14 protein-coding genes are annotated in these 26,759 nt (G+C 55.4%); 8 read left to right on the top strand and 6 right to left on the bottom strand.

The genetic code is table 11. From position 1 onward, the window contains the following. Positions 1–98: 98 nt before the first annotated feature. Together HJC00_RS27660 and HJC00_RS27655 are read right to left on the bottom strand one after the other, a co-directional pair. Positions 99–1,022, bottom strand: a complete 924-nt coding sequence (locus tag HJC00_RS27660; protein ID WP_221164949.1) for a hypothetical protein — start codon at positions 1,020–1,022, stop codon at positions 99–101. A 440-nt stretch (positions 1,023–1,462) separates the two neighbouring features. After that, complete coding sequence (locus HJC00_RS27655) at positions 1,463–3,373, bottom strand: SDR family NAD(P)-dependent oxidoreductase (RefSeq protein ID WP_221164948.1); 1,911 nt, start codon at positions 3,371–3,373, stop codon at positions 1,463–1,465. 486 nt (positions 3,374–3,859) lie between these two features. On the opposite strand from HJC00_RS27655, the gene HJC00_RS27650 reads away from it, so the two are divergent. Then, on the top strand, positions 3,860–4,933 hold the full coding sequence (locus HJC00_RS27650) for a hypothetical protein (RefSeq protein ID WP_221164947.1): 1,074 nt from the start codon (positions 3,860–3,862) through the stop codon (positions 4,931–4,933). Here HJC00_RS27650 and HJC00_RS27645 read toward each other — a convergent pair. After that, positions 4,926–6,320 carry an MmgE/PrpD family protein gene (locus tag HJC00_RS27645; RefSeq protein ID WP_221164946.1) on the bottom strand — a complete coding sequence of 465 codons (1,395 nt, stop codon included), beginning with the start codon at positions 6,318–6,320 and terminating at the stop codon, positions 4,926–4,928. The genes HJC00_RS27650 and HJC00_RS27645 overlap by 8 nt on opposite strands. 1,815 nt (positions 6,321–8,135) lie before the next feature. On the opposite strand from HJC00_RS27645, the gene HJC00_RS27640 reads away from it, so the two are divergent. After that, a complete protein-coding gene (locus HJC00_RS27640) occupies positions 8,136–8,645 on the top strand; it encodes a hypothetical protein (protein WP_221164945.1) in 510 nt (169 codons plus the stop codon). Between the two features lie 3,075 nt (positions 8,646–11,720). Here HJC00_RS27640 and HJC00_RS27635 read toward each other — a convergent pair. Next, positions 11,721–12,683 carry a hypothetical protein gene (locus HJC00_RS27635; protein WP_221164944.1) on the bottom strand — a complete coding sequence of 321 codons (963 nt, stop codon included), beginning with the start codon at positions 12,681–12,683 and terminating at the stop codon, positions 11,721–11,723. A gap of 119 nt (positions 12,684–12,802) precedes the next feature. Then, complete coding sequence (locus HJC00_RS27630) at positions 12,803–13,198, bottom strand: hypothetical protein (RefSeq protein ID WP_221164943.1); 396 nt, start codon at positions 13,196–13,198, stop codon at positions 12,803–12,805. 1,013 nt (positions 13,199–14,211) lie between these two features. Here HJC00_RS27630 and HJC00_RS27625 point away from each other — a divergent pair. From HJC00_RS27625 to HJC00_RS27600, 6 genes are all read left to right on the top strand, one after another. After that, complete coding sequence (locus HJC00_RS27625) at positions 14,212–14,628, top strand: hypothetical protein (protein WP_221164942.1); 417 nt, start codon at positions 14,212–14,214, stop codon at positions 14,626–14,628. Positions 14,629–15,002: 374 nt separating this feature from the next. Next, entirely contained in the window at positions 15,003–15,587 is a 585-nt protein-coding gene (locus HJC00_RS27620; protein WP_221164941.1) for a hypothetical protein, read from the top strand. 391 nt (positions 15,588–15,978) lie between these two features. Further along, positions 15,979–16,530: a hypothetical protein gene (locus tag HJC00_RS27615; RefSeq protein WP_221164940.1), complete on the top strand. Its 552-nt coding sequence runs from the start codon at positions 15,979–15,981 to the stop codon at positions 16,528–16,530. A gap of 1,840 nt (positions 16,531–18,370) precedes the next feature. Next, entirely contained in the window at positions 18,371–19,612 is a 1,242-nt protein-coding gene (locus HJC00_RS27610) for a hypothetical protein (protein ID WP_221164939.1), read from the top strand. Positions 19,613–20,483: 871 nt separating this feature from the next. Next, positions 20,484–21,527: a hypothetical protein gene (locus tag HJC00_RS27605; protein WP_221164938.1), complete on the top strand. Its 1,044-nt coding sequence runs from the start codon at positions 20,484–20,486 to the stop codon at positions 21,525–21,527. A 611-nt stretch (positions 21,528–22,138) separates the two neighbouring features. Next, entirely contained in the window at positions 22,139–22,810 is a 672-nt protein-coding gene (locus tag HJC00_RS27600) for a hypothetical protein (protein ID WP_221164937.1), read from the top strand. A gap of 3,092 nt (positions 22,811–25,902) precedes the next feature. Here HJC00_RS27600 and HJC00_RS27595 read toward each other — a convergent pair. After that, positions 25,903–26,736, bottom strand: a complete 834-nt coding sequence (locus HJC00_RS27595; protein ID WP_221164936.1) for a helix-turn-helix domain-containing protein — start codon at positions 26,734–26,736, stop codon at positions 25,903–25,905. Between the last annotated feature and the right edge of the window lie 23 nt (positions 26,737–26,759).

The raw sequence follows: 26,759 nt of genomic DNA, 5'->3' as shown, positions 1-26,759 counted from the left end.
TCGCGGCCAACAAGCCGCACCTGCAGTTTAGGAGCATCGTCCATGATTTGGTGTCCACCTGTTTTTGGTGGACACTTCATGCATCAGAGCACTCCGCTTCAAAAGGCGCATAGAAATTCGCGCTTACAGTGATGTGCGTTGAGGGCGGCGAGAAGATGCCGGATCTCCTTGGGAATGCTTCGCCACGTCTCTTCCGGCGACGCAAGAGCTTGCAACCAGCCCCGAAACACCGCTTCATAGGCGTAATAATCTTCCTCCGAGGCTTCGGGAAAGGTTTCGGCGACAATGCACATGATACCCGCTTGTCCTGGAATGTGGCATCCGTCCGTGTCGTCAGGCTCTGCCTGCTCCAGGCTCCGCAATATGATGTCTCTCACAAGGTCGCAGAATGCTTTCTTATAGACGGGCAACTCTCCATCCAACAGGCGCGGGAATGCGTCGATCAACATGTCGTCAACGTATGAGTGGCTCAATGTCTCTCCAGCGGTGAATGTCTCGCGGGAGATGTTGTTTGCACCTCCGGAGGGCTGTTGATCCGCGAAGGCTGCAAACATTTCCCTTGTCATGATCTCTAAAAATGCCGTCTTGACGGTCTCATAAACCCCCTCAAGGCGGGATCCGCTTTCGCTATCGTCCTTCTTGTCCAATCCGATCTTCGCGGTACTCGGCAAGGACATGTTTCGGGCAAGGCAGCGAATTTCCTCCTCATCGGTGGGAAGCTTTTCGAATGGCATCCCAGGGTATGCGCTGCTGAGAAGGCGACGAATGTGTTCCGGGTCAAGGGAAACGCTCCAGATCCCAAGGAATTGGCTGTCGATTGGCTTGTTGGCATATCTCCCGACGGGAGACCAAGCCCAGATAAACTTCATAATGCTCCACAATAACAGCAGAACGTGCATCCACCATGTCGACTTGGCTCTCGCCGACGTGCACACAACCACGCAAGCGTCGTCGTGAATGGACGGATCATGACTGCGCGCGTCCATGGGAACGACCGTCGAGGATTGGGTCGGCGGCTTCATCTGATCAAGCTCGGTGAAAAGCAGAAGGTGTACTCACTCTCTTTCGAGGCTTAGGCGGATTTGATACTGACCCAAATTTTCGAGAGATTAACGACTTGGCTTTATAGATCGCAGGTTAACCGATTAGCCGCGGCGCTGTGTGCCGCTGGCGCACCCGTGATCGGGCGCTGTGCCCCTTTCCGGTTAGCGGTGTAGATCCGTAGCCGCTTTTGATGTATGCCAAGCCGATGGCACAGTAAGGCAGCCGCCGGTATGTGGGGCAGACGAAACATTGAGGAAATGGCGTCGCTCTTCACGTAGGCATTGAGGATCACTTCACGAGAAGTGAGAAACGCGCTAATTGAGAAACATATCGCGAAAGAAATTGCTCTGAGTATCCTGCATCTAGCTGCTCATGATTGCACCCGCCCCACGAGATGTAGTTGCTACGGCGCCGCCGCTTAGCGTTTGGGCTCATGTTCGCAGTTAACTATTATGTCCCCTAAGTCCGCATTGTTGGGCATTCCCAGCGCGGCCGCAACGATGGCGGCCACCTCCTGCGGCTGGGTCTTGTCGTCGTCGGGGAGCTTCGAGTGAGCACTCAAATCCGTGTTGACCCAGCCTGGGCACACGGTGGTTACCCGCACGCCGTCGTCCCAGGCCTCATTGTGCACCGTGTGCGCTAAAGCTAGTTGCTCAGCCTTCGCGGCGTTGTAGCCAAGATTTACGCTACCCCGCACACGCTTTCCGGATGCCGAATTGATGAAAATAATGCGGCCGGCCTTGGTCTTTCTGAGATGAGGCATGCAAAGGCGAACAAGAGCCGTTGGCGCCTTCACGTGGACTTGCCGCAGCAAGTTCTCCACTTGGGGGTCGCCATTCATCAAGTCGGCCTTTCCGCCTGCGCCGCAACCGGCATTGTTCACCAAGCAGTCAACCCTTCCGAATTTCGCTACGGCGGCATCGACCCATTGCTTCCAAGTGCTCTCAACCTCAGCGTCGAAGTGTGCATAGTGGATACGCTCGGTCTCTTCTCCAAAGAGCGATTTGAGCTTTTCCACATTACGAGCTCCGAGACTGACAAGATGGCCGGCGAGAATGAGGCTTCTCGCTATGGCCAGACCGATGCCGCGGTTTGCACCGCTGATCAACATGACGCGATTATCTGAAGTCGTCGAGACACCCCTCGGTAGCGCAAGCTGATTGCTAACGTTCCGTGACAAGATCGTCTCATCGAGTTCAGAAAGGGTGACATCCTCAAAGTCAACGTTCCAAGCCTCGCCGATCAGGACGAAGTGATCAAGCACCTCGCGCAGCAACTTGGCGGCGGGTCCATCGAAATCCGAGTAATCCTCATCACGCGAGATCAACAGGCGCACAGCAGCAACATCCGGCTTGGCGATCAATATCTGCTCCACTTTGCCTTCGATGATCTCGGGCCAGGAGATGTCGTCGCTTCCCCGCTCAATGCGCAAATCGAGATCGAAATGTTTGGTCTTACCGTGACGCATCTCTGCAATCACAGACATGTCCTCTCCCGACACCAGAGCACGGGGCTTAAAGGGACTGAGAGAAAGGCCATAGTGTTCGAGCACCTTTTCAAGACCTTCGTTCGAGGCTTCTTCGGGACAGTTGCCTGCACCGGCGACTGGCTCTTCGGCCTGGCATAGCGCGAGATGAATTATGGCTCTCAGGCGGGTAGCCCTCCGGCCCGAGCCGTCATTCTCCACCCGGACCGGAACCGCGTTGCCCACGTGTTCGGCGAAAAGCGGCATTTCAAGGGCGCCGGCAGAACCCTTCAACCATCCTCCATGAGTAATGAGGACGGTTTCTCCATCGGGGGGGATGTTCCTGAGCCCTGGAAGAATGAAGTTCGCGGTATATTCCGCGGGAGGCTCTACCCCGGGATATGGGCCTCGGAACGCCCTCCCAGGGAGCATTTTGCCCTCATGTTCCCCGAAGGAGCGCTCCTGCAGGTGACTGTCCAACACGTACGTCGCGTTTCGGACAATATTGGCATGCACGCCGGTTTGGACGGCTCGCTGCGACGGAGAGCTGCGCACATGCGCGATGACCACATGCCGCATGGCAAAGCCGCCGGCGAGAGCCTGTTTCACCCCGCAGCTGTCGATTGAAGGATCGATGCCCCGGCCCTGCACGAAAAAGGTTTTTTCACCTCTCTCATCGATCCCCTCAATTGGGTTGTACTTAGTTCGCGCATGCCGAAAAATAATGAACGAATTGGGGAGATTATCCGGCAGTTGCACTTCACCCGTAAACTCGCCGCCATAGGCTTTGTCGGGCCCCTTTGCGATCGGCGCGGGGGCGCGCAGCTTGCGAAATGGCTGGATCTTGATATTGCTGGCCGCCATTGAGGACGTCCGAACGCAGAAATGAGGGGTAAGATGTGCTGGTGGGTGATGGGGTGGACAATGGGGTGAACGTCCAGATGCGAGGGATTTGAAAGGGACCATGCAGCGGCCCTTCTTACCCTTTATGTCACACCCGCATGCTTTGCAGGTGCACACCCCTGAAGTGATGGCTGCAGCCTGGAGGATGACAACTGGCAATGCATGTGCATATGCATTGGACACCACATGATCACTCGTGTCGGTCAAGAAAGCGGCACGGGACACAAAATCGCGCAATAAGGGTTCGGAGCGAGAGCTCCCCTCCCTCACGATGCGGCCGACTGAGTTGAGCCATCCGCCGCCGCCTAGAGAGCGTCACTGGAACAAATCGGACTTGCTAGGCCACCGGGAGCATAAATTGCGGTCGTTCGCCCGCATTTACCTGGAGATCCCAGCAACATCATACAAAAAAGGAACACTTCACTCTATACTTGAACCTCATACAAAATGGTTTCTTTTCAGTTGGAACAAGTTCGCAAAGGTCTGGAAATCGCTTTGGGCGAGGTTCCGGCAATCATCAGTTTGGCGATAGAATTGGCCCCCCACATTGACAACGTTCAGATGGTCTCCTGTGGAACCGGCGACAGCTTCATGGAACGGCATCTCCTCAAGTTTTTCCATAAAGAAGCGAGGAGCAGTTTCCAGGTCTCCGGGTTCAAGTCTGCCGACTACGCAATCTGTCCTCCCAGGAGGACCGACAACCGCACTCTCCTCATGGTGTCATCAGTGTCCGGAGCGACAGACGATACGCTCCTGGCCATCAACGCCGTGGCAGACAGAGTTCGCTGTATCGTCGCTTTCACCGGACGGGCTGAATGCCCGATCGCCGAAAAGGCCCATAAAAAGTTCAACACTGCCGGTGCCGTTGATCCCTATTCGGCAAGCTGCCTTCAAATGTTGGTCTTCTTCGGCAAGCTTATGGAGATCAAGGAAGGATGGGGAGGGATGCAAAACCTACTCACTTCTCTTCCGAGTTTTCCAAGCGCCTACGTCGCCGCGAGCCACGAGAGCAGCGACCTCACAACCAACTTCGCGGATCAATTCAAGGAACACGACAAAATGCTGATTGTCTCCACCGGCAACGTCGAGGAGCTCGGTTTTGTGATTGCCGACTGCAACATGGTGGAGAAGCTCAAGATCTTTTGCGAATTTGTCGAGGCGTCGCGCTTCTTCCACGGCCCACTGGAGCTCGTTAAGAGCGGCGTTCCCGTCATCCTTATTTTAGGCGAGGATGAATACCGGCCTCTGATGGGTCCGGTGCAAAAGTTCTGTTCTGAGCAACAGGCGAATGCAGTGGTGTACGACACAATCAACATGGCATTACCAGGCATTTTGTACGACACGCGGCCTCTTCTCAGTCCCCTGATCTTACGAGCCGCCTTGAAGGGCCTCGTCAGCGCGTTGGCTGCTGCGAAGGGTTCGAACCTTGATCACAGGCACTTTTATGGGAAGGTTAAATACACGGTCGAGCAGCACGGGACCTTTATGTTGGGTCCCTATCTTCAGGTCCCTTCTAATTGAGTGGCAGATAGCCGAGTTGAAAGCTACCTATGCAGTTGGAGAACGAAGAAATTGACGCTGAATTCATGAGTTTAGCGAACAACTCGCTGGCTGCTTTCGCGGGCGCGGGATGCAGGCACTCGATGAACTTCTTTTCCAGATCGCTGTCCGACACTGGCTCTCCCATGCTTCCCGGGACAAACTCCTGAAACCTGCTGAGCTTTCGCCCATCCGTCAATTCTATGTTCAGATGAGAAGCCACCGAGGCTCCGCTCGGCAGGATTGGTAAAGCGCTGACGACCTCAACGGTAATCCTCTCCATAAGGGACAGGAGCTCCCCGTCGGGGGGACCTTCGAGTGCAAACTCCGCGAGACCGGCGCTGCCGCGCAGCGCTGCAATGGCGAGACTGTAATGCATGCTGAACTTGGCCTCTGCCGCGTTGCTAGGTCGGTCGTACTTCAGGAGACCCTTAGCGACGGCATCGATAGAACAGGTGATACTGCGGATGTCGCTGCCGTTGAAGCCGAAGTCGGCTCTGAGCATGAGCATTGAATAGATTGCCGTATGCGATGCCGTGCAGCAGGGGTACGTCTTGATGACCATTGTATTCCCAAAAAGACGGTACGGTTTGCCAAAACCCCCGATGATAAAGTCGACGTCGCGCCCCCGTTGAAACATGGATGCAAATCCCTGCTCTCCAAACAGAGCGCCGCTGGCCGAGGTCCGGCCAGCCCTCGCTAACTCGGCAGCAAAAATCCCCTCGCGAACAGCTTTGCCGACCTGAAGTGCCTTCGTATCGGTCCCGAAGTTGGCACTTATACCAGATGCAAACGAGGCGCACATTCCAAACCCGTGACGCATCTGCTCCGCGCTCAAACCGAGAATGCGCCCTGCTGCGGCACAGGCGGCGAAACAGCCCAATGTTGCAGAGGTGTGCCAGCCGCTTCGAGAATGGCCCGGATTGACGATTTCACCAAGCCTCATTGCAGTTTCCGATCCAATGACGTATGCTTTGATGACGTCCGCGCCGGATACTTTAGAGCACGCATCGGCTGCAACCATGGCCGCAGTTGCGGCCGTCACGGTCACATGGGCGATGGAATAGCCGGTCTCGTCATCATCGAAGTCGTGTATGTGGCCTGAAAATCCATTGATTAAACCAGCCTCCCTCAACGGGATGCGTTTATTGGTGCCCCAAATGCGCGCCGAAAGTTCATCCTGCCTCGGTTGACCTGCGACTATTTCCGCCACGCTGTGGAAGGCGTCCAGTCGTGTACCTGCGATAGCAACACCCACCAGATCGGCGACATGTCGGGACGCCAGACGTACTTCCGTATCCGACACGGCTGGCGCATCGCGAACAACGAACTCTGCGAGACGAAGCTCCAGAGCTGCCGGTGATGCCATTTTGACGAGATGCTGAGGCCCGCTGCACTCGTGTCCCAAGGTGAGCCGCTGCCCTCTATAGAAAGCCACGTCACAACGGTCTGTCGAAAGATGAATGCGCAAGAGCCTGGCCGCCATGCGAAGAGACGGCTGCCCAAGCAGGTCGTTTTGAACTTAACGCCCGGCGTTAACCGGCTGCTCATATCCTTCACGCCTGATTGGGCGGAAAAGCTCGAATAGCTTCAGGAAGCTGCGCTTAGCGCGCGCGAGACCAAAGTTTAAGCTTCCTGAAGCTCCCGGCCAGAGGCCTCTGATCCCACAGTAGCGGTCGGAAATTGCAATGGTCGCAGTGTGCGGCTAAGCAGATTTAGCCGATTGGTTACCGCCTTGCGAGTGACCAGCCTCCTGCAACCAACGCCCAACGTGGAAATTGTCATGAACTTTGACAACTCACCGTGCATGCCGGGCCACATATCGGCCTGGGTTACCCTTCGAACTCGGTGGACAGTAAAAAAATGATTGGCCCGTTTACGCAACTGCGGCCGCTCAGGCATCTCTGCTGCATCCTGTACCCGTTTTCTTAATTTAAGCCTCGCAGGGGCCGCACGGGCTGAGACAGAACCAGCATTCGTCTTGGCGCAGGGATGGCGGGCCCATGTGAAGAACCAAGTGGAGAAACCGGATTGCGTGCGCCAACATCATCCGGATCAAGGAGAAAAGTGGAGCTGTGGTGCCGCCTCAGCCGACAGAGCCAAGGCAGGACCAATCAACGAACCACAACGAATTTTCGGAGACGCTAGGCCTCGCAGGCGGCACGGGCTGAGACGAAACCAACGTTGCAATGGTTCAGGGATGGCGGCCCATGTCAGGAACCAAGTGGAGAAACCCGGATTGCGTTCGCCAACATTGTCCGCCAGGACGAGATGGTTCGCATTCTCGACTGCAGCATCAGCAAAGGATTGCAATCTGCCAGGAAGAAAGACAGACGCCCAAGTGGGCGACTTGGGCTACTCCGTTCATCAATTCTCATGCAGTATCCTCTGATACTTCGCTAAATCTGGTCATGATGCCCTGCCGATTGCGAAGCTGTGCGGCGGGCTATGACACGGCAATCTTTTCCTCGCCGTGTTGCCCGGCCTCCCCGGCAGCCTCGTCATCGCGTCCAGCAGTGCTGCGCTGCAACTCCGACACAAGGCGACCACCGTTGCCCTGGGACGAGGCGCCCGAGCCCTCGACTGCGGCTGAGGTGGTTGTCAGTATATAACCGCCGAGTTCGCACGCAACGTGAGCCCTTCGTTGCCGCCTTCATTCTTAGCTCCTCCGTTCTCTCTCGCGCCTCGGACGCTTCGATGCGATGCCAGCCCGTTCGGACTATCCTTTCATTCTGATCTTCATCGGAGGGTCGCTCATCATCCTTCTTCCCCTTGAGCCGCTGATGAAAATCCTGCTGTTGTTGAGCGTGGTTGCTTATGCCCTGCAATCTCAGCTTACAACTTCACTACCTCCACCTCCACGTCCACCTCCGCCACCTCCACCGCCAACGTTTGTCGTTAAACCGCATAGGCAGCTCAAACCGCCTCCAATCCCCAACGCGGTTACTCGGAGAGTGGCTGGCGAAGATGAGGAAGAGGATATGGATGGGCAATTCCTGAATACTCGACGAACTCCTGGGTTTGACGCGAGCAAATACAGTCCAGTACTTCTCATTGACAACTTCCTGCCGCAGTCTGTCTATCAACCCGATGTGTCTGTTCTTTCCGAAAACCTAGGAGCTGGAAAGGTTAGCCAAGCCCACTCATTCACCTGGCATTCGAATAACGGAGCGCGCAGTGTCTGATGATCCTCCTCGGCTCCTCCCCCCTGCGCAATAATGACGGCAATCTGAACGGGCTTGGACAACTTCTCTCGCTTGCAAAGCGGAATGGCAACCCCGTCGCCCTGATCTGGAACTCAGAGGAAAAAAAATGCTCCTCCTTGCAGCAGGAGTTCGACGCTACCGCTGAATGCGGCGAGACCATCGTGGTCACAAAAAAGGATGGCACACGCAGCTATTATAAGCGGAATGGTCAAGAGCTGACGCCGCTCGACGATTGCGTGCTGGCTCTGAAAAAGCACTTCGACGATCCGGCGGGCACCTTCGTCTTGCACACGAACAGACCGGACGTGCCTGTAGTGGCCAACTGGTGCGGGGCCTTCCGCTTGGACAGGCTGGACGAGATGGGGGAGGTCTGCCCGATCCTCAACTCCGCCTTCGAGATGCTGAGTGCGGCTCCAAAGCCGCAATCATCGTCGACTGTCTCGAAGGAGGCGAGCGACGGATATTGTGAGGTCTCGACTCTTCCGTGAGGCTCGAAATCAAATTAACAAGTCTCGCAATACAATTCTATTCCAAACGAGGTCATTCTTTGAGCGTGGCTTTCGCTGAAAGTAACATCTTAAGTTCCACAGTCAGTCGAAATAGCTCGTGAGGAATTCACGTGTACCATAAATAGCGGATGCAAGACGCCGCCAAGCTGCGTCGACTGTTTATGACGTAAGTTAATACATTAAGGAAGCTCGCCTGCCAAAAATCCCTTTCTTGCGCGCCTCCAAACCAGGTCTAAATCTCATGCTCATCGTTGCCGGTATGCCATCTGCTACTCCTTTTTCCCAGGCCGAACATCTATGACAGTCCACAGCAGCCCGCTGATCCCGCTCGCGTGAACCCTTGCTCTTCTCCTGCTCCGTTGTCCCGTCTGCTTAGTCAGCATCGAATTGGCAGCAGGTCTCAAGCCGCATGGGGTGCCAACAAACGCCTCATTCCGCCCTGCTCTTGAAGTGAAACTATAGCCCTCTCCTTGCGTGCCGCCACGTCCTGCACCTATTTCCGCAATTGCAAATGCGGAGCGTTCAAGACATGGTGACCGGTCCTTGCAAGTGGCCGGCCCCTGCAGCGAACGCCCAACACGGAAATTGTCATGAAGTTCGACAACTCACCGTGCATGCCGAGCCGCCTATTGGCCTGGGCCAGGCATCTATCCAACATTGCGTGCCGCCACGCCCTGCGCCTATTTCCGCAATTAGAATGCGACGCAACGTTCAGGAACGGTCGCCGGACCTGTGGGTTGCCAACCTCCTGCAGTCAGCACCCGATAAGGAAGTAACCTGAATACAGGAGAGCCTGTTGGCCGTGGTCTTAGAAAATTCGGTGAGGTGATCGCAAACGATTGGCTCGTTTCCGCAACCGCGGCCGCTCAGGCATCTCTGTGAGATTGCGTGACGCCAAGTTCTGCGCGCCATTTCCGCAATGAGAAAATGGGCGAGGTAATTCGGGCCTGGTGCATGGTTGGGCGTTTCTGAAGGCGTAATAGCTACGTCTAGACGGATGCAGCGGCTTTTTGGGACCGATTTGCGCCGTGTCAGCCAGATTGCATGCGGACGACGTTAAATTGCGCCGCACCTTCAGCACCCTGAGGTCGCCGACCAATAACCAAACCGGCCTTGGCGCGCATGATTAGGCCCTCACACGAAGACGCAGCTTACGGCGCAAGTGTGTCAAAGTGGCATTCGAGCTGTCAAAAACGGAGCTGCTGTGCCGCCTCAGCGGGCGGAGGCTAGCTAGGACCAATCAACGAACCACAACGAATTTTCGGAGACGCTAGGCCTCGCAGCATTGCAATAGTTCAGGGATGGCGGCCCATGTGAGGAACCGAGTGGAGAAACCCGGATTGCACACACCAACATGTCCGCATCAGGAGAAAAGTGGAATTCCCGTGCCGCCTCAGCCGACAGAGGCTGAGGCAGAACCAATCATTGAACTACAACGAATTTTCGGGGACGCTAGGCCTCGCAGGCGCCAGCATTGCAATGGTTCAGGGATGCCGTGCCCATGTGAGGTTCCGAGGTGGGGAAACCCGGATTGCGTGAGCCAACATCGTCCGCCAGGATGAGATGGTTCGCATTCTCGACTGCAGCATCAGCAAAGGATTGCAGTTTGCCAGGAAGAAAGACAGACGCCCAAGTGGGCGACTTGGTCTACTCCGTTCATCATTCTCATACAGGATCCTCTGTACTTTGCTAAACTTATTCATAATACAACAGGGACCGCGGAAAAGATTGCGGTGTCGTGGCTCGGCCCGGTCTCCCCGGCAGTCTCGCAACGCGTTGAGTGCTGTGCCGCAACTCCGACGCATGGCGACCATCCACGTCCTCGACGAGGCGTCCAAGCCTTAGACAGCTGCAGGAATGCACCAAGTCCGCCTTACCTTCCCTCTTCCCGTAATCACAGCGGCTGTCCAGCAACGCCCACCTTCTCCGCCTTCAGGGATATGGCCGGCGGTATATCAACACTCGGCTCGCACGCGACGAAAGCTCTTCGTTGCCGGGCTCACTCGTCGCTCCTCCCTTTCCACACTTCCGACGCCCTACCCGATAAAATGGAGGTCGATGAGCATTATGAGGATTTTCTTGCTGTGCTTTTGTTCTTCACGATTTCTACCTTTATCGCGTTTGGTCCAATGGAGCAGCTCACGAAGATCCTGATGACCTGGAACTTTAGCTTTCTCTATGCGCTTGTGTTGCTTTCAGTTCAACGGCCTTTACTTAGGCGACCGCGAACGCCTGTCCATCCCCTGCACCTGCAACAAGAAACACCACCGGCCGACGACACGATGACTTCGAAATAGCAAAGGTCAGGATGAAAAAGGGGTCTAGCAGGTGAACATCCCTGAATAATCGCTGGAAGCGCCGGCGCGATCAAATATCTTCGAGCACTTTTTCATTGCCAAGCCGCCGCAGGTCTAACATTCCGACGTGTTCGAGCGGAGTACTGAAAAGGTTAGCCAAGCCCGCTCGCTCACCTAAATTTCTAATAACGGAGTGCGCAGTTTCTGATCATCCTCTTGGCTTTGCCCCTCCGCAAGGACCACGGCAAACGAGCAAGCACCTTCGTCTTGCACACGAACAGACCGGACGTGCGATCTGCAGCGGCGAACTGGTGCGAGGCCTTCCGATTGGACAGGATGAACGAGACGCGGGACGCTGCCCCAACTCCAGGCAAGCGGCCCGAAAGCGGTTATCATCGCCGCCTGCATGAGAGAGAAGAGCGATGGATATGTGTCATCCAGCCTGCTCGGTGAAAAACTCTCGTTCTGTAAACACAATTGTGTCCCAATAGATGACATTTTCCAGCATGGCTTCCCTGAAAGGGAATATCCCAAATTCCACACTGTCCCAGAAACAGTAGATGCATGACGCTGGCAAGCTCCAACTGTTTATAAATCAAAATATGTAGTCCGCAGTGGGCCGTTGATATAGTGGCGCACCTGTCCTCCGCAGGGTTGTCAGCGGCGCGATCGATGGTCGTATTGGCAGCCCTCCACATCGAAACGGAAAGATTGGAGTTGGAGGAGAACTCTATTGAAGTCACTATGAAAATATCCACTAACGAGAAATGAAACGACCCTCCCTGTCCAGCTCTCCATTCCGCTCCGCGCGCTCCCGTTCTTCTTTAAGCAGCTTGGAAGCGGCCCTTCTTATCGTGCTATCGCTGCCTATAACCTTCTGCTTTTTTTTAGCCTGCTCGACACATGCACTCAGCGATGGGAACCTGCCACAGCTACGCCCCGCTTCGACCACCTTCTTGACTGCCTCAGCGATCTTGCGATCCCTTTCGATATTCCGCGGGCGTCCACCTTTGTTAGGTCTGTTTTCGAAGGCTTCGATGTCTATCACTGAACCATCCTCGTCCCCCTTGGAGACATCGTGCCGCTCCCGCTCGGTACAGTCGCTGGGCTCTTTGGCCCCACATCCTTCGTGATTGTTCTTGACCGCGCTCCCGATCGGGGCATCTGTCGGTTCGACAGCACCGCCGCGGCCTATCATCGCAGAAGCCTCTCCATCGTCTGTCTCCCCGGGTAAAAGCGCATCCTCATCTTCGTCCTCCTCGCCCCTGCCCGAATTGGAGGACGGCTCGTCCTCGTCTGCAGCCGTGTGAAAAGACCGCGCTTCACAAGATGTCCCGCCCTCATCGTCTTCGGTGACCGACTGGGGAGAAAGGGATGGCAAGGTATTTTGCTCTGCCAGGGACAGGGCGTCGTATCCCATGCCATCGTCGGAGACCCCGTCTTCGAATGGCTCGCAGAACTTCTTCAGAAACTGAATGAGTTCATCGACAGTGCCGTTCACCAACGTGTGGTCGACAGGTATGATCTCGTACAGAAACTTGCACTCCCCGCCCCAAATGCTCAGGACGTGGTGCTCTGAAGTTTGAAGCACCACCACCGTCAGCTTCCCCTTGCCGAATTGTTCCAGCACGTCGGATAGATTGCTCTCGTGCGGGAGCAAGAACTCGAGATGGCTCTTTGGATCGCGCTTCCAGCCACTGCGCTTGTCGAACTTCCCCATTTTCACGCGAGCAACGAAATACCCGGAGGCAACGCAGGTCTTCGTTGTCTCGGTGAAGCTCCTCTTTGTTTTGAGGCCCGCAAGGTAAATGAACAGAACCTTTGAAGGGTTAGAAACGATCAGCGGACTGTTGCTGCCAGACTTACAGGATTTGATGATCGCCTCAGGTCCCCGATGCGCTCCACCGCAAGGGCAGCGATCTTGTTCACTTTTACCATGATGACTAATGACTGGAGCAGCCTTAGGAAGGATGATAGAAATTGGTTCAAAAACTGGGCGGCGGACGAATAAATGCGCGGCCAAACCTTGCGCTTCAGCCCCTTTGACCGATCACCGTGCAAAACCCTGTGCAAAACCCTGTGCAAAACCCTTGTGCAAAACCCCGGTGCAAAACCCTGTGCAAAACCCTGTGCAAAACCCGGCGCAAAACCGGTGCAAAACACCTGTGCAAAACCGATTGCCAAACCCTCTGCCGGACCACCATTGGCCGAACCACCATTGCATGCCTGCGCCATCCCCGATTAGGAGATCCGTGCATCATCAGCAGCCATCAGAGACACTATGTGTGGGAAAACAAGATTGATTTGCGGGGCGGGGGCGCCGCAAGACCAGTCGGCTGCGCCAAACTCTTGTGCCGAACCGTAAGGGGATTGATGATCCAAGCTTGCTCCAGTTCCCCTCGCCCTGAATTACCACCCGTCCCGCCAGCAGGGGCATCCGCTAGTTGTGGCAAGATACTCGCAAATCTTTGCCTCTCTTGGCCCATGCCCCATGATCGCCATCCCACGGAAGCAGCTTTCAGCTCACGACGCGAGCTAAGCGAAAATTTATGCTTTGAAACGGTAATGGCAAGCGACGGCGCGGGGGTATTCACATGCATGGTTTGGCGGGGCCGGAAATGAGCGCGCGTATTGCGAGGCTTCGACATCTCGTCAAGCTGCCAGATTTTCGACAGAAGCAGGCTAAGTGGGCCCGGGTGCACAGCGATCCTGGAGCGGAGGGCCGGACCGGTTCCGAGTGCCACATCAACGCTCCCTTCCCAGAACTATTGTCGTGCCAGGATCAGAATTTGACACTCGCCTTGAGGGTGGACGAGCAGTCTCGCCGTGCGCTCGGACCGACTGCCGAGACTTTGGCCCCAACAGGGGGGCGCATCCGATAAAATCACAGGCCTTTAACCAGACCAGTTGTCGCACCAAGCGGCCGTCTCGTCTTCGCTGGCTGCCCCCAGAGTATCCCCGTCACTGTCGTCGTCGCAGCAGGTGCGTACCGACACCACCCTCCGCATCCGGTCGTATCTGACGCTTCACCTCGAGACCAGTTTACCTGTTCGTCACAATGCAGCAGACGTCGACGATTACCTCCGACAGCCCAAGCCCTTCCTCCGCCCCGAAATTTAGGGTGATTACATTGCCTGGCAAATTACCGCCGGGTGAGAAAAAAGCACTTCCTCGGTCTGATACGATCACTGTGGTCATTTGCCATTCGGAAACAAAGAATGTTCTCTCAGACATGAACGGAGGCGAGCATGGCACGATTGTTTTTTGTCCGGACGGATATGCCTTCCGACGGAAAGACCATTCCGTCTTCAGAGATGTCGAACCACATATTGGGAACGGGCGTTTCTCACTTTTCGGAAAAGTGGCCAACGAGGTATGCAAGCGCCTCAAACGGATGGATCAACTTAAGGACGTGGCATTTTTATTGCAGCAGTGTGCTCAACGTGCTGCTGATGGTCCCGCTGTCGACGCTCGCCCTCTCCAAGAAATATTTACCTTGCTCCAGCCTGTGGGAGATGGACCCGGAAAGTGGGAGCGACGACAGCGAGGTCGGTGCTTTGAACGCACCAAGTTGCGGTGGCTTTGTTTCTTGCCTTGGCTGTGGTTCGAACGGAGCAACAAAACTCGAAGTCAACCGGCTGCTTCGCGGAAGGAAGAAGGAGTGAGCGGTTTTGTCAGGCAAGAGGGTTTCTTTCCGCGATGGGCTCTCTGGAGAAAGAGACGAACACGTAACTGGATGCAAATCAATTGAGATACTGTCTTGGCTTCAAGAGCTCCGAACAGGCGTTATCGTGCAGGGACGCTTTGAAATGCGATGGCGACATTGCCTGGCGTAGCAGTGGCATCCTCGAGGGTACACGTAGCGAAATCCAATAAAACATGGGCAGTTGGCGCGCACAGGGATCTCAGTGATGATCCCGGCGTCGGAAAAATGGTATAATTGCCGAACACCCCTTTGGTCGGAGATGCGCCGCCCAGCTTTCGCTGTTCTCACTCTGGAAAGCACTTTTACCAGCTGACCTGTCGATAAAATTTCACGATGGTCGGAAGTCCCGATTATTCCGAAACCTCCATCCCTGAGGACCCGAGTACATTTTTCAATTTCTACTATTCGGAGCGTTTGTGCCTTGGCGACCTGAAGATGTGGGTCAAGCATGCCTGCCCCGGAATTGGGAGCATTTTCATCACCAATCTGCAGGCCTCACAACTGCTTGAGCGCACCGATTGCGAGCCGTCGATTGCCGAAGCGGTCCAAAACAACCCCGCTTTTTGCGACCCCATGATCATCGGCAGGGACTGCTATGTCACCTTTGTCGACCGAATTCCCAAGAGGAATGACTGTTGCACGACACGCGGCGCCTATTTGCGCGCGGTCGCAGAAATCGTTTCAATAGACGCGATGTTCGATACGCTCGACGAGAAGAAATTAGCATCCTATCTCGTTCGGAGCATGCGACGCGCGTGGAAGGAAAGAAAAAGACAATGCAGTGCAAGTCCGCCCAACGAGCCCCGACCGTCTGCTCGAATAGAAAACCTCATTCAGGATGAGTTCTGGGCCTTGTTTCCTAGTTGCCCGAACCCGACGCGGGCTCGGCGAAGAACTGAGATCCGACGAGGCTCATGATACGCTGCTTGGGAAAGCTGAAATAGTCCTTGACGAAACAGAGTGCCTTGTCTGGAATTTGATGCTTTTCAAACACCGCTCTTTTGCCCAAATATTGCGTTGGTCAAGTGCCGATATCGCACGCACTAGCGGTATCCTGGTCGGAGCCATTCAGCGGTCCTATTGGAAACAAGGCAACCGCTGCTATTGCACATTTCAGTGGATGAGGCTCCGCAAATCATTCGGCCCCTACGCTGCATGATAAAAGGCGAGTGCCGCAGCGCACTGGTGGCCACTTTCGCACACGCTGTGCCGACACTTTCTGACATTTCAGGCTCCGAAAGCCCACCTCATTGCCCATTGAAGCGACACCCGTTCACGCCTTTATTTCCTTGTGCATTCATGATTGAGAATGCATGCCTATGATCCCGTCAAGGATGCTGCCCGCAACGACAACGATCTTACCCACTACGGCGAGGTGGGTGACGACCTCGATACGGCGTCAGCGGTCTGGCAGCAGTCGCTGCCGCATTCGGACATCGCGGCACCCGCAGCAGAAGCACCATTCAGCTCCGAACAGTTGGTGCCTCCGCCAGCCAAGTTTGTGCCTCTCGACGACAATCAACTTTGGAAATGTGCCCACGAAATTGTTCCCCAAAGAAATTGGCCTATCAAATTCGATGACACGATGAACGCCCTTTTTCATTATCACCTTTACCAAGGATATCGTTTCCCGGAGGATTATCCCGATCTGAAATCGGTGAGGAGATTAAAAAATCGATGGAACACACCAGAAGTGGCCGGGGCGGAGACGCTGTGGGGAAGGCTGGCTTCGTATTTTGATCAAATAACGAAGGAGCGCAATCGTGCTTCTCAGGAGAGGGACACCGGATCCGGGTCAAGCGCGACAGCTTTTGCGGCGCACTCCTCAGAATGGCCCCAAGCACCGAACTGCAATCAATAAAAATCATCCTGTGGGATGAGTTGCCAGCCGCCGCTTGGTGTGTAATCGTCGCCGGCACATGTCGGCGCCGCCGTTCAGCGTTGGCGCTTCTTCATGGTGTTCTTTTCCTGCCCATTAGCGCTTACGCCAAGGCCCTGTCAGACCACGATCGTCTCCACCCGTCTCGCATTGTCCTTCCGTTGTCTCGCATTGTCTCCCGGTTCCCCACGGATGATAGCTGATCTTTGCTGTTTTCGGATCGGTGGGTGCAGTGTCTACTCCTTTTTGGGACCGCTGAGCCGTCGATGGCCAGGACCGTGCTGGTGGCGGCAGTAATCTTCCGGGTGTTTCCACTCGTCTCGCGTTGTCCATCTGTCGTCTCGCATTGTCCTGCTGCTGTGGGGCACTATTTGCCGACCCTCCCGTGCACAGCTGATCGCTCCTTTTTGGGCCTGTTGCAGCCCCTCCTCGGCTTGCAGTCAATCGGCAGACGATAATTACTTCAGGATTGGTTGCAACCGTTTAGCGATGCTTTTGATAACCTGTCATTGCCACACTCCTCCACCTTCCAAGCTAGCACAGCCAAGGTTTCCCCCTGATCGCGCAAGTTGACGCCATAAGCCACGAAAACCCCTCGTGGTTCCGGTTCCCGCTATTCTCCATAGTGGCTCCGGCGGGGCGGAAGAAGCGGCTCGCCAAGCCGCACCAACTCTGCATTGAACTCCAAGAAGGAAGGCATCTAACGCGTGACAATGGCAGGAGGAACCACGTGCGGGCTGAAGCCAATCATTTGAAGGTGGCGCTGCACTTAGGATTGATGCCTCTGCAACATCAGTCGTTGGAACACGCCTAATCTTATCAGTGTTCCGTTCCTGCTCAACACCGGGGCGGACCAACTGCCTGAACAGGCCAAGCGAGTTCCTGAGCTGTACAAGAATGATATTAGGGCCTCGTGGAGGCGTCTTCAGCAAGCCGACCGCTAAGCTCTCTATTCCTGTGAAGTATCATGCCGGTCATTAACCAGCACTCCTCTCCACCAGCTCAGCATCAACGCGCTGCACCGGCCGCTCAGCTCCCGTTGCCCGACGACGCAATAGAAGCTGTGCGTATGGGAAAGGCATGTTATCTCCAGCCGCCGCGACTGCAAATCTGACCGAGCTGTAGTGTTTCATCATCATTTCCGAGCCGGAAACTCGCCCATGGCTCGATGATGCGTCGCAGACATTTCTGAGGTTCATTCTACTCGCGGCCGAACGTCTGGCCCCGAAACGACATACCGTCGTCGACAACTGGCATAGATTGAAGCCCCTGCGCATCGACAGCCCGGCAGGGGATCCGTGCCTGTCCTCATGGCTGATTAGCCATTTGATCGTCGTCGTTCCGATAGAAGCACATGCCCCACTTACCGCTTGTTTCCCCAGCGCCACCTGGGTCTTTTATGGATCTGCCTGTCATGACCAGTATCTCGAGGTGGTGGAGATGTTCCTCGCTGTCTTGGACGATTTGCGAATAACGAGCGGACATGAAATGTATCGACAGCTGGAAGATCTCGATAAGCAGATGGCTCGGCGGCGGATTTCGGCTACCCTGAATAGAATGCTATAGTAGGACCTTTTGGTGTCTCTGCCTCATGAATGTACCCCACCCCGTAGTGTTCGACATCGTGCATTCTCTTAACTTGGAACCGTGTCCACATGTCATCTGCACCCTGGCTCGCGATCAAACGCTCAGACTTGCAAGGTAAGGACGTCTATCTTTCCCAATAGTTGACACGACAGGGGGACCCTGCCAGGAGTGCGCGCTCGACCTAATTTGGGCGGCTGTAGATCCCGAGCTCCCCGTCTCCACAAGGTGCGTGCCCATGGCGCGTCCTGCTGAACATCGGTTGTTCGCCAGCCAATCGCTTCGCAGGAAGTTTCAGTGGGTTCATGCCTGCGAAAGCGTGGGATATCACTCTCTCCAGGAGAGCTGCGCATATAAAAAAGGCTTGCCACGCTCCCTTCCTCATCTTCATTCTTTGAGTTTCCTTGACGATATTTCCCGTCAATACACTCCCATTCTTTCATCCTACAATCACGCCATGTCTCCCACGACGCCTATTTTGGACCTCAAGAGCTTCCTTCCTGAGATCATGCGTATTTCGGACCTGGCAAAATTCAAGAGCGCCTTTCGCCTCGTTGCCAGAGGCAAAATCAACGACGTCGCCGTCTTTTTTGTCCCCTCGCGCGCTCTCGTCCCCGAGGACGCGCTGCAGCCTGTGCCGGGTTACGTGCGTGTTTTGGTCGGCCCCTTCACCGAGAAGGAGCAAGCCGAGCTTGTGGCTCGCGATGATCAACTGGCTGTCTTCTCTCCACACTTTTGCAGCGCGGGAGGGAGTTGGGGACCCGAAACTTACTACGTAGACAATGATACCAAGACGACCAATTCGACGCTGGCCAACGTGATCTGGCAAATCTGGGACCAGCTTCATCAACAGATCGATGGGTCGCCCAGTAATGACTGTCGGAAGATGAAGGACAGCCCCAGATGGGAGCATCTCTGCTCGATACTCCACCAACTCCTCAGCGGTGTCATCGGGGTCACAGTTACTCGCGAGATCTCGATCTCAACGGAAGAGAGCTGCTCGGAGGTCGCGCCGTTATCGACCGCTCTCTGCGAGGCAACAGGGACCGATTTCTTGGACAGTTATTCAGAGCGATCGGATGCCTGTCCCTGCGACAAACAGAAGAAACTGCCTTGCCGCATCGATGTGCTGCCGACGCCGGACAACGAGAACCTCGGGGCTGACGATACCATGTCTGAATACCGGCCTTCCATGGCGACCTTTTCCTCACTTTGCCCGGGCACGCCAATTTACCGCCCAGCATCGTGGGACACCTTCGAACATCAGCGCCGGTGGTCAGACGCGTCCACGATTTGCGGCAGCGAACTAGAACCCGAGAAGCTCGAGAACAAGGGAGCCTTGCTGCCAGCATCGCCGGCAGAGATGGCCGGTCTTAATTTCGAGGAGCAGCGCCTGAGCTTTAGCGTCATGAGGCCGCCCACGCGACAGAAGCGCCGGGCAGGTTTGAGGCAACTGTTGAAAATACTGTGGTGTTTGTAGTCTAGTTTCAATTCCACTCATCCTATCCTGCGCCGGCGACCCCTCACCCATGCCGGGAAGCCTTCAGGCATCTTCATGTTCACTCGTGAAGTTATCTTGCCAATGCCGATCATGTCCTGACTTCAATCGCGCACAGCGTTCCTGGCCTGTAATATGAGCTGCTAATCAAGGAGGGCGTTTGGCAAGTCATGATCCAGGATAAAGTCGGTTACGTGAGTTCGCCCCCGTCAGTCAGGTCCGTATGGAGGATCAGACGCGGAGAACCGATGCATAAGGTTGGCCTCTGTTCCACCCAAGAGGATCCCATCCAGAACATGTGGCGGCTTTCCCTGAATGTGGCGACCATTGTGGCGCAGGTCTCATTGCAAATGTATAAGACCCGGTTACTCCCATGATTTGCCAACCTTCCCCCCTCACTTCCCCGCCATCGCTCCTTCCTCAAGCGCATGCATACCCGATTGAGTTGTCCAAGGTCGCTGCCGCTCTGCTATCTTCATCCACGACATCGCTTTTTAAGCTTGCAGTCTGTGACACCAGCGCCAACTTTCCGTAGCCGCTGCTCATATCTGCTGGATCTGGTTCTGCGCGGTCTTCAAGATGCCTGGGCACGCGGAACGATCACTTCTCGGGGCTGGCGATGACCAACCGGTAAAGCACTCACCGCCTTTGCGCGCATGGTGCTGATATTGAACAGGAAAACTCTCCTCCCGCGGCACGGACCGAGGATAATGACTGCCCTTCGGGCTCCCCTCAAGGCGAGAAGGCCATCTCAGCGGCCGAACAACCGTGGCCCATTGTCAAGATCGAGAACACGCAATCGCCTCTCTGCGCTTCAACCGCGCTCAAGCCCTTTCAGAATACCCCCGTCTCGGTGGGTAGCGGTGAAGGCTGTCAGGGGGCGATCACTTATATCAAGTCCGAGGGGGAAGATCAGATCGCGCTGCCGCCGAGCCCCGTCAGCTGCAATACTGATCTCTGGCCTGCGAACGCCGGGCTTTCTCATCAGACCACAAGCTCTCAGACAAGGGGGCCCGACGGTCTCAAACTTGTCACTGAAACGGAATACCAAGAGTATTTCCATGATCTGATGCGCAGATATAAGCAAGACAAGCGAAACCTCGTTCCCGATAGCCTCCCCTCTCTCAACTCGACCATCATTTTCCTCCGCACGGGTCAGGCGACAGAGAACCTGAAGGGAGGTGGCGAAGAGTGGGCGAAACGTGACACGAGCCGCTCTTCCATTTACATAAACGAAAGATGGCGTCAGATCGAAATGATACTAATTTCCAAACGCTTCATCGAACACGATAAGGCGATTGGCTCGGGCAAAGTTCAGCTCATGTGGCTAACCAATTTTCTATCGACCGCGTTGACAACGCCGGCTTGGAATTCGAAACACGACAAACGTTGGCTGGGCTTGTCCTGGACCTCACGCGACCCTTTCGTCTTGTCTGTAATCGACGGAGCCGACCGGCTCGACCTTTCATTCAGCAAGCGGATGTCTTATGTTGCACCCTCCGGCGAAAGCACGCAGCGGACTTTTTACGCCAATGCGGCCAATGTGTACATTGGCGAGCTAGATATCAAACCGCCCTGCGGCAGTAGTATTTTTTTCGGCTGGAGCGGCTGTATCGTCAGCAAACCCGAAGCTCCGCTCCTGAAGTACACACAATGTGCGTGCTTGCCGCCTTTCCGGATCATTCAGGAGACACTCGGCCATTGGAAGCTTCTCAACCACGAGGAGTGGCAGGTCATATACGAATGGCTGGTGTTCGGGTTCAATCTCTGCCTGAGATTTAAAGCGGTCACAAAATTTAATCTCCTGCTCGCAAGGAAGGATGGCGATCTTAAAAAGGCGTTCCCATCTGTCGACAATGCATCCCTGAGATGGCAGGAACTGGATTTGGGGGAATGACAAGCCAAATTGAAGGGACGAGAAAGACAGATCGAAGGCGCTGCCGCGAGGATCGCATTTAGATGTCGGAAGCGGAAAACGAACGAGCGGATGAGACAAAGTGGCAGCTGTCATCTTTATTTTCGCAACTAGGCAATGGAGGTGCGGTTTGACATGGCATGCATAGGCCACAACAGACAATTTTCTCGGGTTGCCGGCGGCAGCGACGGAAGAAAAGGCATGAATCGCGAACATATCTGTATGACAGGGACCGAATAAGTTCCTTCATGTTGACACGAGTGAACTCACGAAGGTTGACTTCTCTGGCGAGCGAAAAATTCCGACCTTTTCAGGTCTCCAAGATGCGGCAGAGTGGCAAAGGACCGTGCGACCGGTGTAAGTCTATCAACGCAACCAGCGAGCTGCATCGACTTTACGGGCATGGAGCGGCCCGACTAATCTTGCAGATTGTTGAGGCTTGCAGGCCCTGCTCCATAGAAGCGGCTCACCGCCCCAGCCTCGCCGCCGCGGTGACACTTAAAGAAGAGTGCAACAACCCGCACTCCCTCCTGCGTCTCAATAACTGCTTCTCCCTCCATCATTTTTTCCGCTCACGACATCCGGGGAGCCCCGTGACAATCAGCATCATGGCCGAAGATGTCCCCGTCATTTTCCAACTTGATGACCAGGGACCGCTCCCACTCTGCATGACCACATTCATTGGTTTCCAACGACAATCCTCGGCAATTGGATCCCTTTGCTCCGATACCACGCATTTTGACATCGATGAGGAGGAGAACGGAACTGGATTGGAGAAGACAAACCAAACTACGGGAGAAGGCGATGGTCCGGCGAAGGAACAAGGCGCCTTTCAACTACCGTCGGCAGTAGACGAGGCGGATGACGGCATGCCGGCTTCAGTCAACCCACAATCATCGCATCAACCTGCCAGTGCAACCGCGAGCCCGCAACCGCGGCGGGCCGGCTTGTCTGTCGACGCCTCTCAGTCTTGCGAGCCTGACGTAACGGAGCCCGAGAGAGATCTGTATGGGTGCGGCGCCGAGATGTCGTACCAGGGAGCGAAAAGCGAGTACATCAAGGTCTATTTGGCGCCGCTGGGGGAGTGTTGCGGCGAAGCGCCCGAAGACGTCATGATTGATGAGCGCGAAGCATTGGTTCGCTGCCGACCTGAGCCGGTCATGCCCGTGCCGGTGCGGCCGTGGTCACCGTCGGCTTTGCAGGCGCTAGACCGCTGGGGAAGGGAGATGGACCATGGCGATGGCGGTCCGAGCGATGTATCTTAAAATGGAGTGTTGGCGCCGGCCTTTGAAGAGACCATACTGTTGCAGTCAAATCACGTGCATGGCCGTCCAGCGTGTCCGCAGGTACGGACGATAAGCCGATCATCGCCTCATGGTCCGGATCTTTGAACCTAATGCGGTCAGGTTTGTGCAAGGCGTCTTGATTTGGGCTCGGGGCCAGTGCGATCTCCCTCCATCGGGGAGCAGGATTGTTCGCTTCCACAGCCTCGATGAAATCCCATGCGTCTATTGAACCCAACGTTGCACACTTGGATCCAAATGTACTTTCGATGCTCCCGCATCTCCTCGTAGACTGAGTTCAGCTACCGCAAGCGCAGATTCTTTTCTCTTGCATCAAGCAGTATGCTCATCCTGGGCCTGTTGAGGATTTCCTCGCGTGTGTACTGGTATCCGACGGAGTACGTCCCAGTTGGCCTGGCGATGGAGGAAAGCTTTCCATTAATGACTTTGCGGAGAACATGTTTCTCGGGCAGCATCTCGAAATCAACATCGCTTCAAAAACCTTGCCCCATCGACTTTGCAAACCGGTTCCAATCGTGAAGGGAGATCATCTTTTCCCTTGCATCCGGGACGGTGTCGAGCTCAATCGTCCTAAACCCCGTCTCGTACAGCCCCGCCAGCCGAATGTACGAGAGGAAGAAATGTTACCCGAACATGCCCATCATGGCACCCTCCTCCAAATATCCGGTTTGAGGCGGATGGCGCCATATACCTCGTCAACGGTCGCACGCTAAAATTGAAACAACTGGATCCAAAGATCCCGTACGACTGGCTTTTCTAAACGCCGGGCTTCCTCAAACCGCATTGAATGTGGAGTGGACTGGGCTATGACCGGCGACCCGGATGCGGTTCTGCGATATTTGAAGTTCGGTGAAAGGCAAGAACCGCCCGACGGCCACAATCATGAGCCTGCCAACCAGGACAATTTCGATTTCGCCCAGCCGGACGTTGCCTCGTCCAAGAACGGTGTGCAACAATTGGCTTGGACGTTGAGCCGGATCGTAAAGCCTGGAAACAGAGCTCGGGCCATGTTTCGCCCAAGGCGCAGCCGAGCCGCATAAGATCCGTCGGCAAGGCTCTACGTCATCTCCGTAAGGGTGTGACCCAGGTCGGAAGCGGAAAGCTATTTCCTGTCTGTCGTGTTAAGTCGGTGAAGGCCTTCACAGCCTTAAGGTCTTGGGAGCATAGTGAGGCTCTGCTAAAGCAGGTGTAATTTCGGTCAGGTGCTGTCTTGCGCAGTAAGGCGACAAGACTGAGGCTGTGCTCTCGGTGAGCGCCCGATGAGGCTTCAAGCCGCGGGTAGCTCCACAATGGACAATGTTCGACTGAGCCGCCATTTCGGTGCCTGGCCGCCTTGCCAAGCTATAGTACAGCGGGGCGGATTTTCGTGCGGCGGAAAGGAGTGAAACTGAATTCGTAGCTGCAGGAATGCCCTTTGAATGAACATAGAGCTTTTTCCGTATAAAGTCGCGGAATGCCGCCGAGAGTTTTGACACCAAGCTCCCATTTCGCCCTAGAAAGTATTGTCGGCTATTTCGCCCTCGCCCACCATGTCCGCAAGCAGAATTCTCAGAGATGTCGCAAAGATAGCCGTTATCATTCTCAGCCTTGCCAAGGTTTCGGAAACGCTCAGTGATCTCCAAGACAGCCGGAAAGAAACTCGACGCCGCAGAGACCGCGATAGCAGGCATAAAGGGAATGCCCGCCGGTGTTAAAGAGAGCCTGCAATGCCATTATTGGCGGAGCGAATTGTTGTCAGCGTATGTGCCCATCCCCACGACTAAGGGAAAATAAATGCCAACTCATCGGCAGGACTAAATAATGCGGAAACCGCCATCTATGCGAAATAAGTCGGCGTTGTCTATTAGCGGCATTCGTTGCCGACTTTACCAGTTTTCTTGTCTCGCGAATGAGGGTTAGGGTTGGGGTTGGGGTTAGGGTTAGGGTTAGGGTTGGGGTTAGGGTTGGGGTTAGGGTTAGGGTTGGGGTTGGGGTTGGGGTTAGGGTTGGGGTTAGGGTTGGGGTTAGGGTTCGACTACCAGTTCATATATCCTGCCATGCATGGGAGACTGCGCTTCCGCGGGACTTGGAAAAGTGCCTGCCATGGTCTCAACATGGCTCCCATGCATGGGAGACTGCGCTTCCGCGGGACTTGGAAAAGTGCCTGCCATGGTCTCAACATGGCTCCCATGCATGGGAGACTGCGCTTCCGCGGGACTTGGAAAAGTGCCTGCCATGGTCTCAACATGGCTCCCATGCATGGGAGACTGCGCTTCCGCGGGACTTGGAAAAGTGCCTGCCATGGTCTCAACATGGCTCCCATGCATGGGAGACTGCGCTTCCGCGGGACTTGGAAAAGTGCCTGCCATGGTCTCAACATGGCTCGCCGATGCACCGAGAAAATGCGTCTGAACAGCGGCAGACAGAACACTACTGGAATGAAAACCGTTCTACCTCAAACTATTGACTAGACTACATGTTCATACATCCCGCCATGCATGGGAGACTGCCATGCCATGCGAATGGGCGGACGCTTGCACATGGGAGACAGCGCTTCCGCCGGAACTTGGAAAAGTGCCTGCCATGGTCTCATCAAGGCTCGCCGATGCGCCGAGAAAATGCGTCTGAACAGCGGCAGACGGAACACTATTGGGATGAAAACCGTTCTACCTCAAACCATTCCGCCAATAACCCCAACTTATACAGTCGCGATCTATCACCGAGGTCTTGGGCATTGTCGGTACGGGGGCCGTGCACGATCAAATGCAGATACGGATCGTCGGTATTCCAGTGATCGACGCCGACCATGCGACCTTTGTTCCGAGATTTTTTCGACCAGCGCCATTCGCTCGCTGCTTTCTAGGTAGAGAGATTTTGGGAGGTGATGGCCGTGATCAATCCTGCGAGCCGGCAGGCCTGCCATACGCAGGCGACTGTTGCTGGGAGACCGCTTTGGGGCTGCGAGCGGAAAGTCCGCTGTGGATGTCAGAAAGACTAATCGGACCGGAGAGAATGACGGACCTCAATGCAGAGCAATCGTTTGAGGTAGGCCAAGGTCTCGTCTCATATCACCTTCAGTTGGAGGGCGGCGACCGGTCGGCAGATCGGCTTGAGAAATAGCGGGCGGGCGTGGTGCCCAGCGCCTTCTTGAACATGACGATGAAGGCGGTCGGGGACTCGTAGCCGAGATCACTCGCTACCCTCTGCACCGACGCGCCGCTGGCGAGTTCGCGCAACGCCATGACGAGATGCAACTGTCGCCGCCAGCGGCCGAATGTCAGTCCGGTTTCCTCGACCATCAGTCGCTTGAGGGATCGCTCGCTCATAGCGACATGTGCCGCCCAGTCCGCAAGTGTACGGCGATCGCTTGGGTCATCCGTCAAGGCAGCGGTGATCGCGTTGATCTTGGGATGGTGGGATGCCGGCAGAGACAGCGCCTCAATCGGCATCTGCGCCAGTTCGTCCAGCATGACCCTGACCAGACGCTCAATATGGTCATTCCCGGCTAAATCGACCGGCACGTCTGCCAGGCGCAGGATCAACTCCCGCAGCATCGGCGAGACAGAAAGGGTGCAGCACTCCATTGGCAGCGCCGCTGCGCCGGGCTCGACGAACAGATATGAGAGATGGGCGTTGGACGTGGCCTGGTTGCTGTGAAGAATGCCCCCCGGTATCCAGACGCCGCAATTCGGTGGAACAATCCAGAGGGCGTTCTCCGTTCTGCAGGTGACGGCACCGTGCAGCGCCATGACAAGCTGTCCCTGGCGATGCTGGTGCAGCGGCACTTCCGCCTTGTACTGGCTGAAGTCGAGACGCACGGCGAATGCCGTGCGATCCATGGTATTGGGATCGCACTCAGCATAACAGCTCCGCAACGCTTCGGAAGATTGGCCTGATTTAGAGATCATATGGCATTATCTCCAAATTCGAC

It is taken from the genome of Rhizobium sp. NLR22b, assembly GCF_019685295.1.
Classification (GTDB): Bacteria; Pseudomonadota; Alphaproteobacteria; order Rhizobiales; family Rhizobiaceae; genus Rhizobium.
This window is presented reverse-complemented; position numbering and strand designations above follow the sequence as displayed.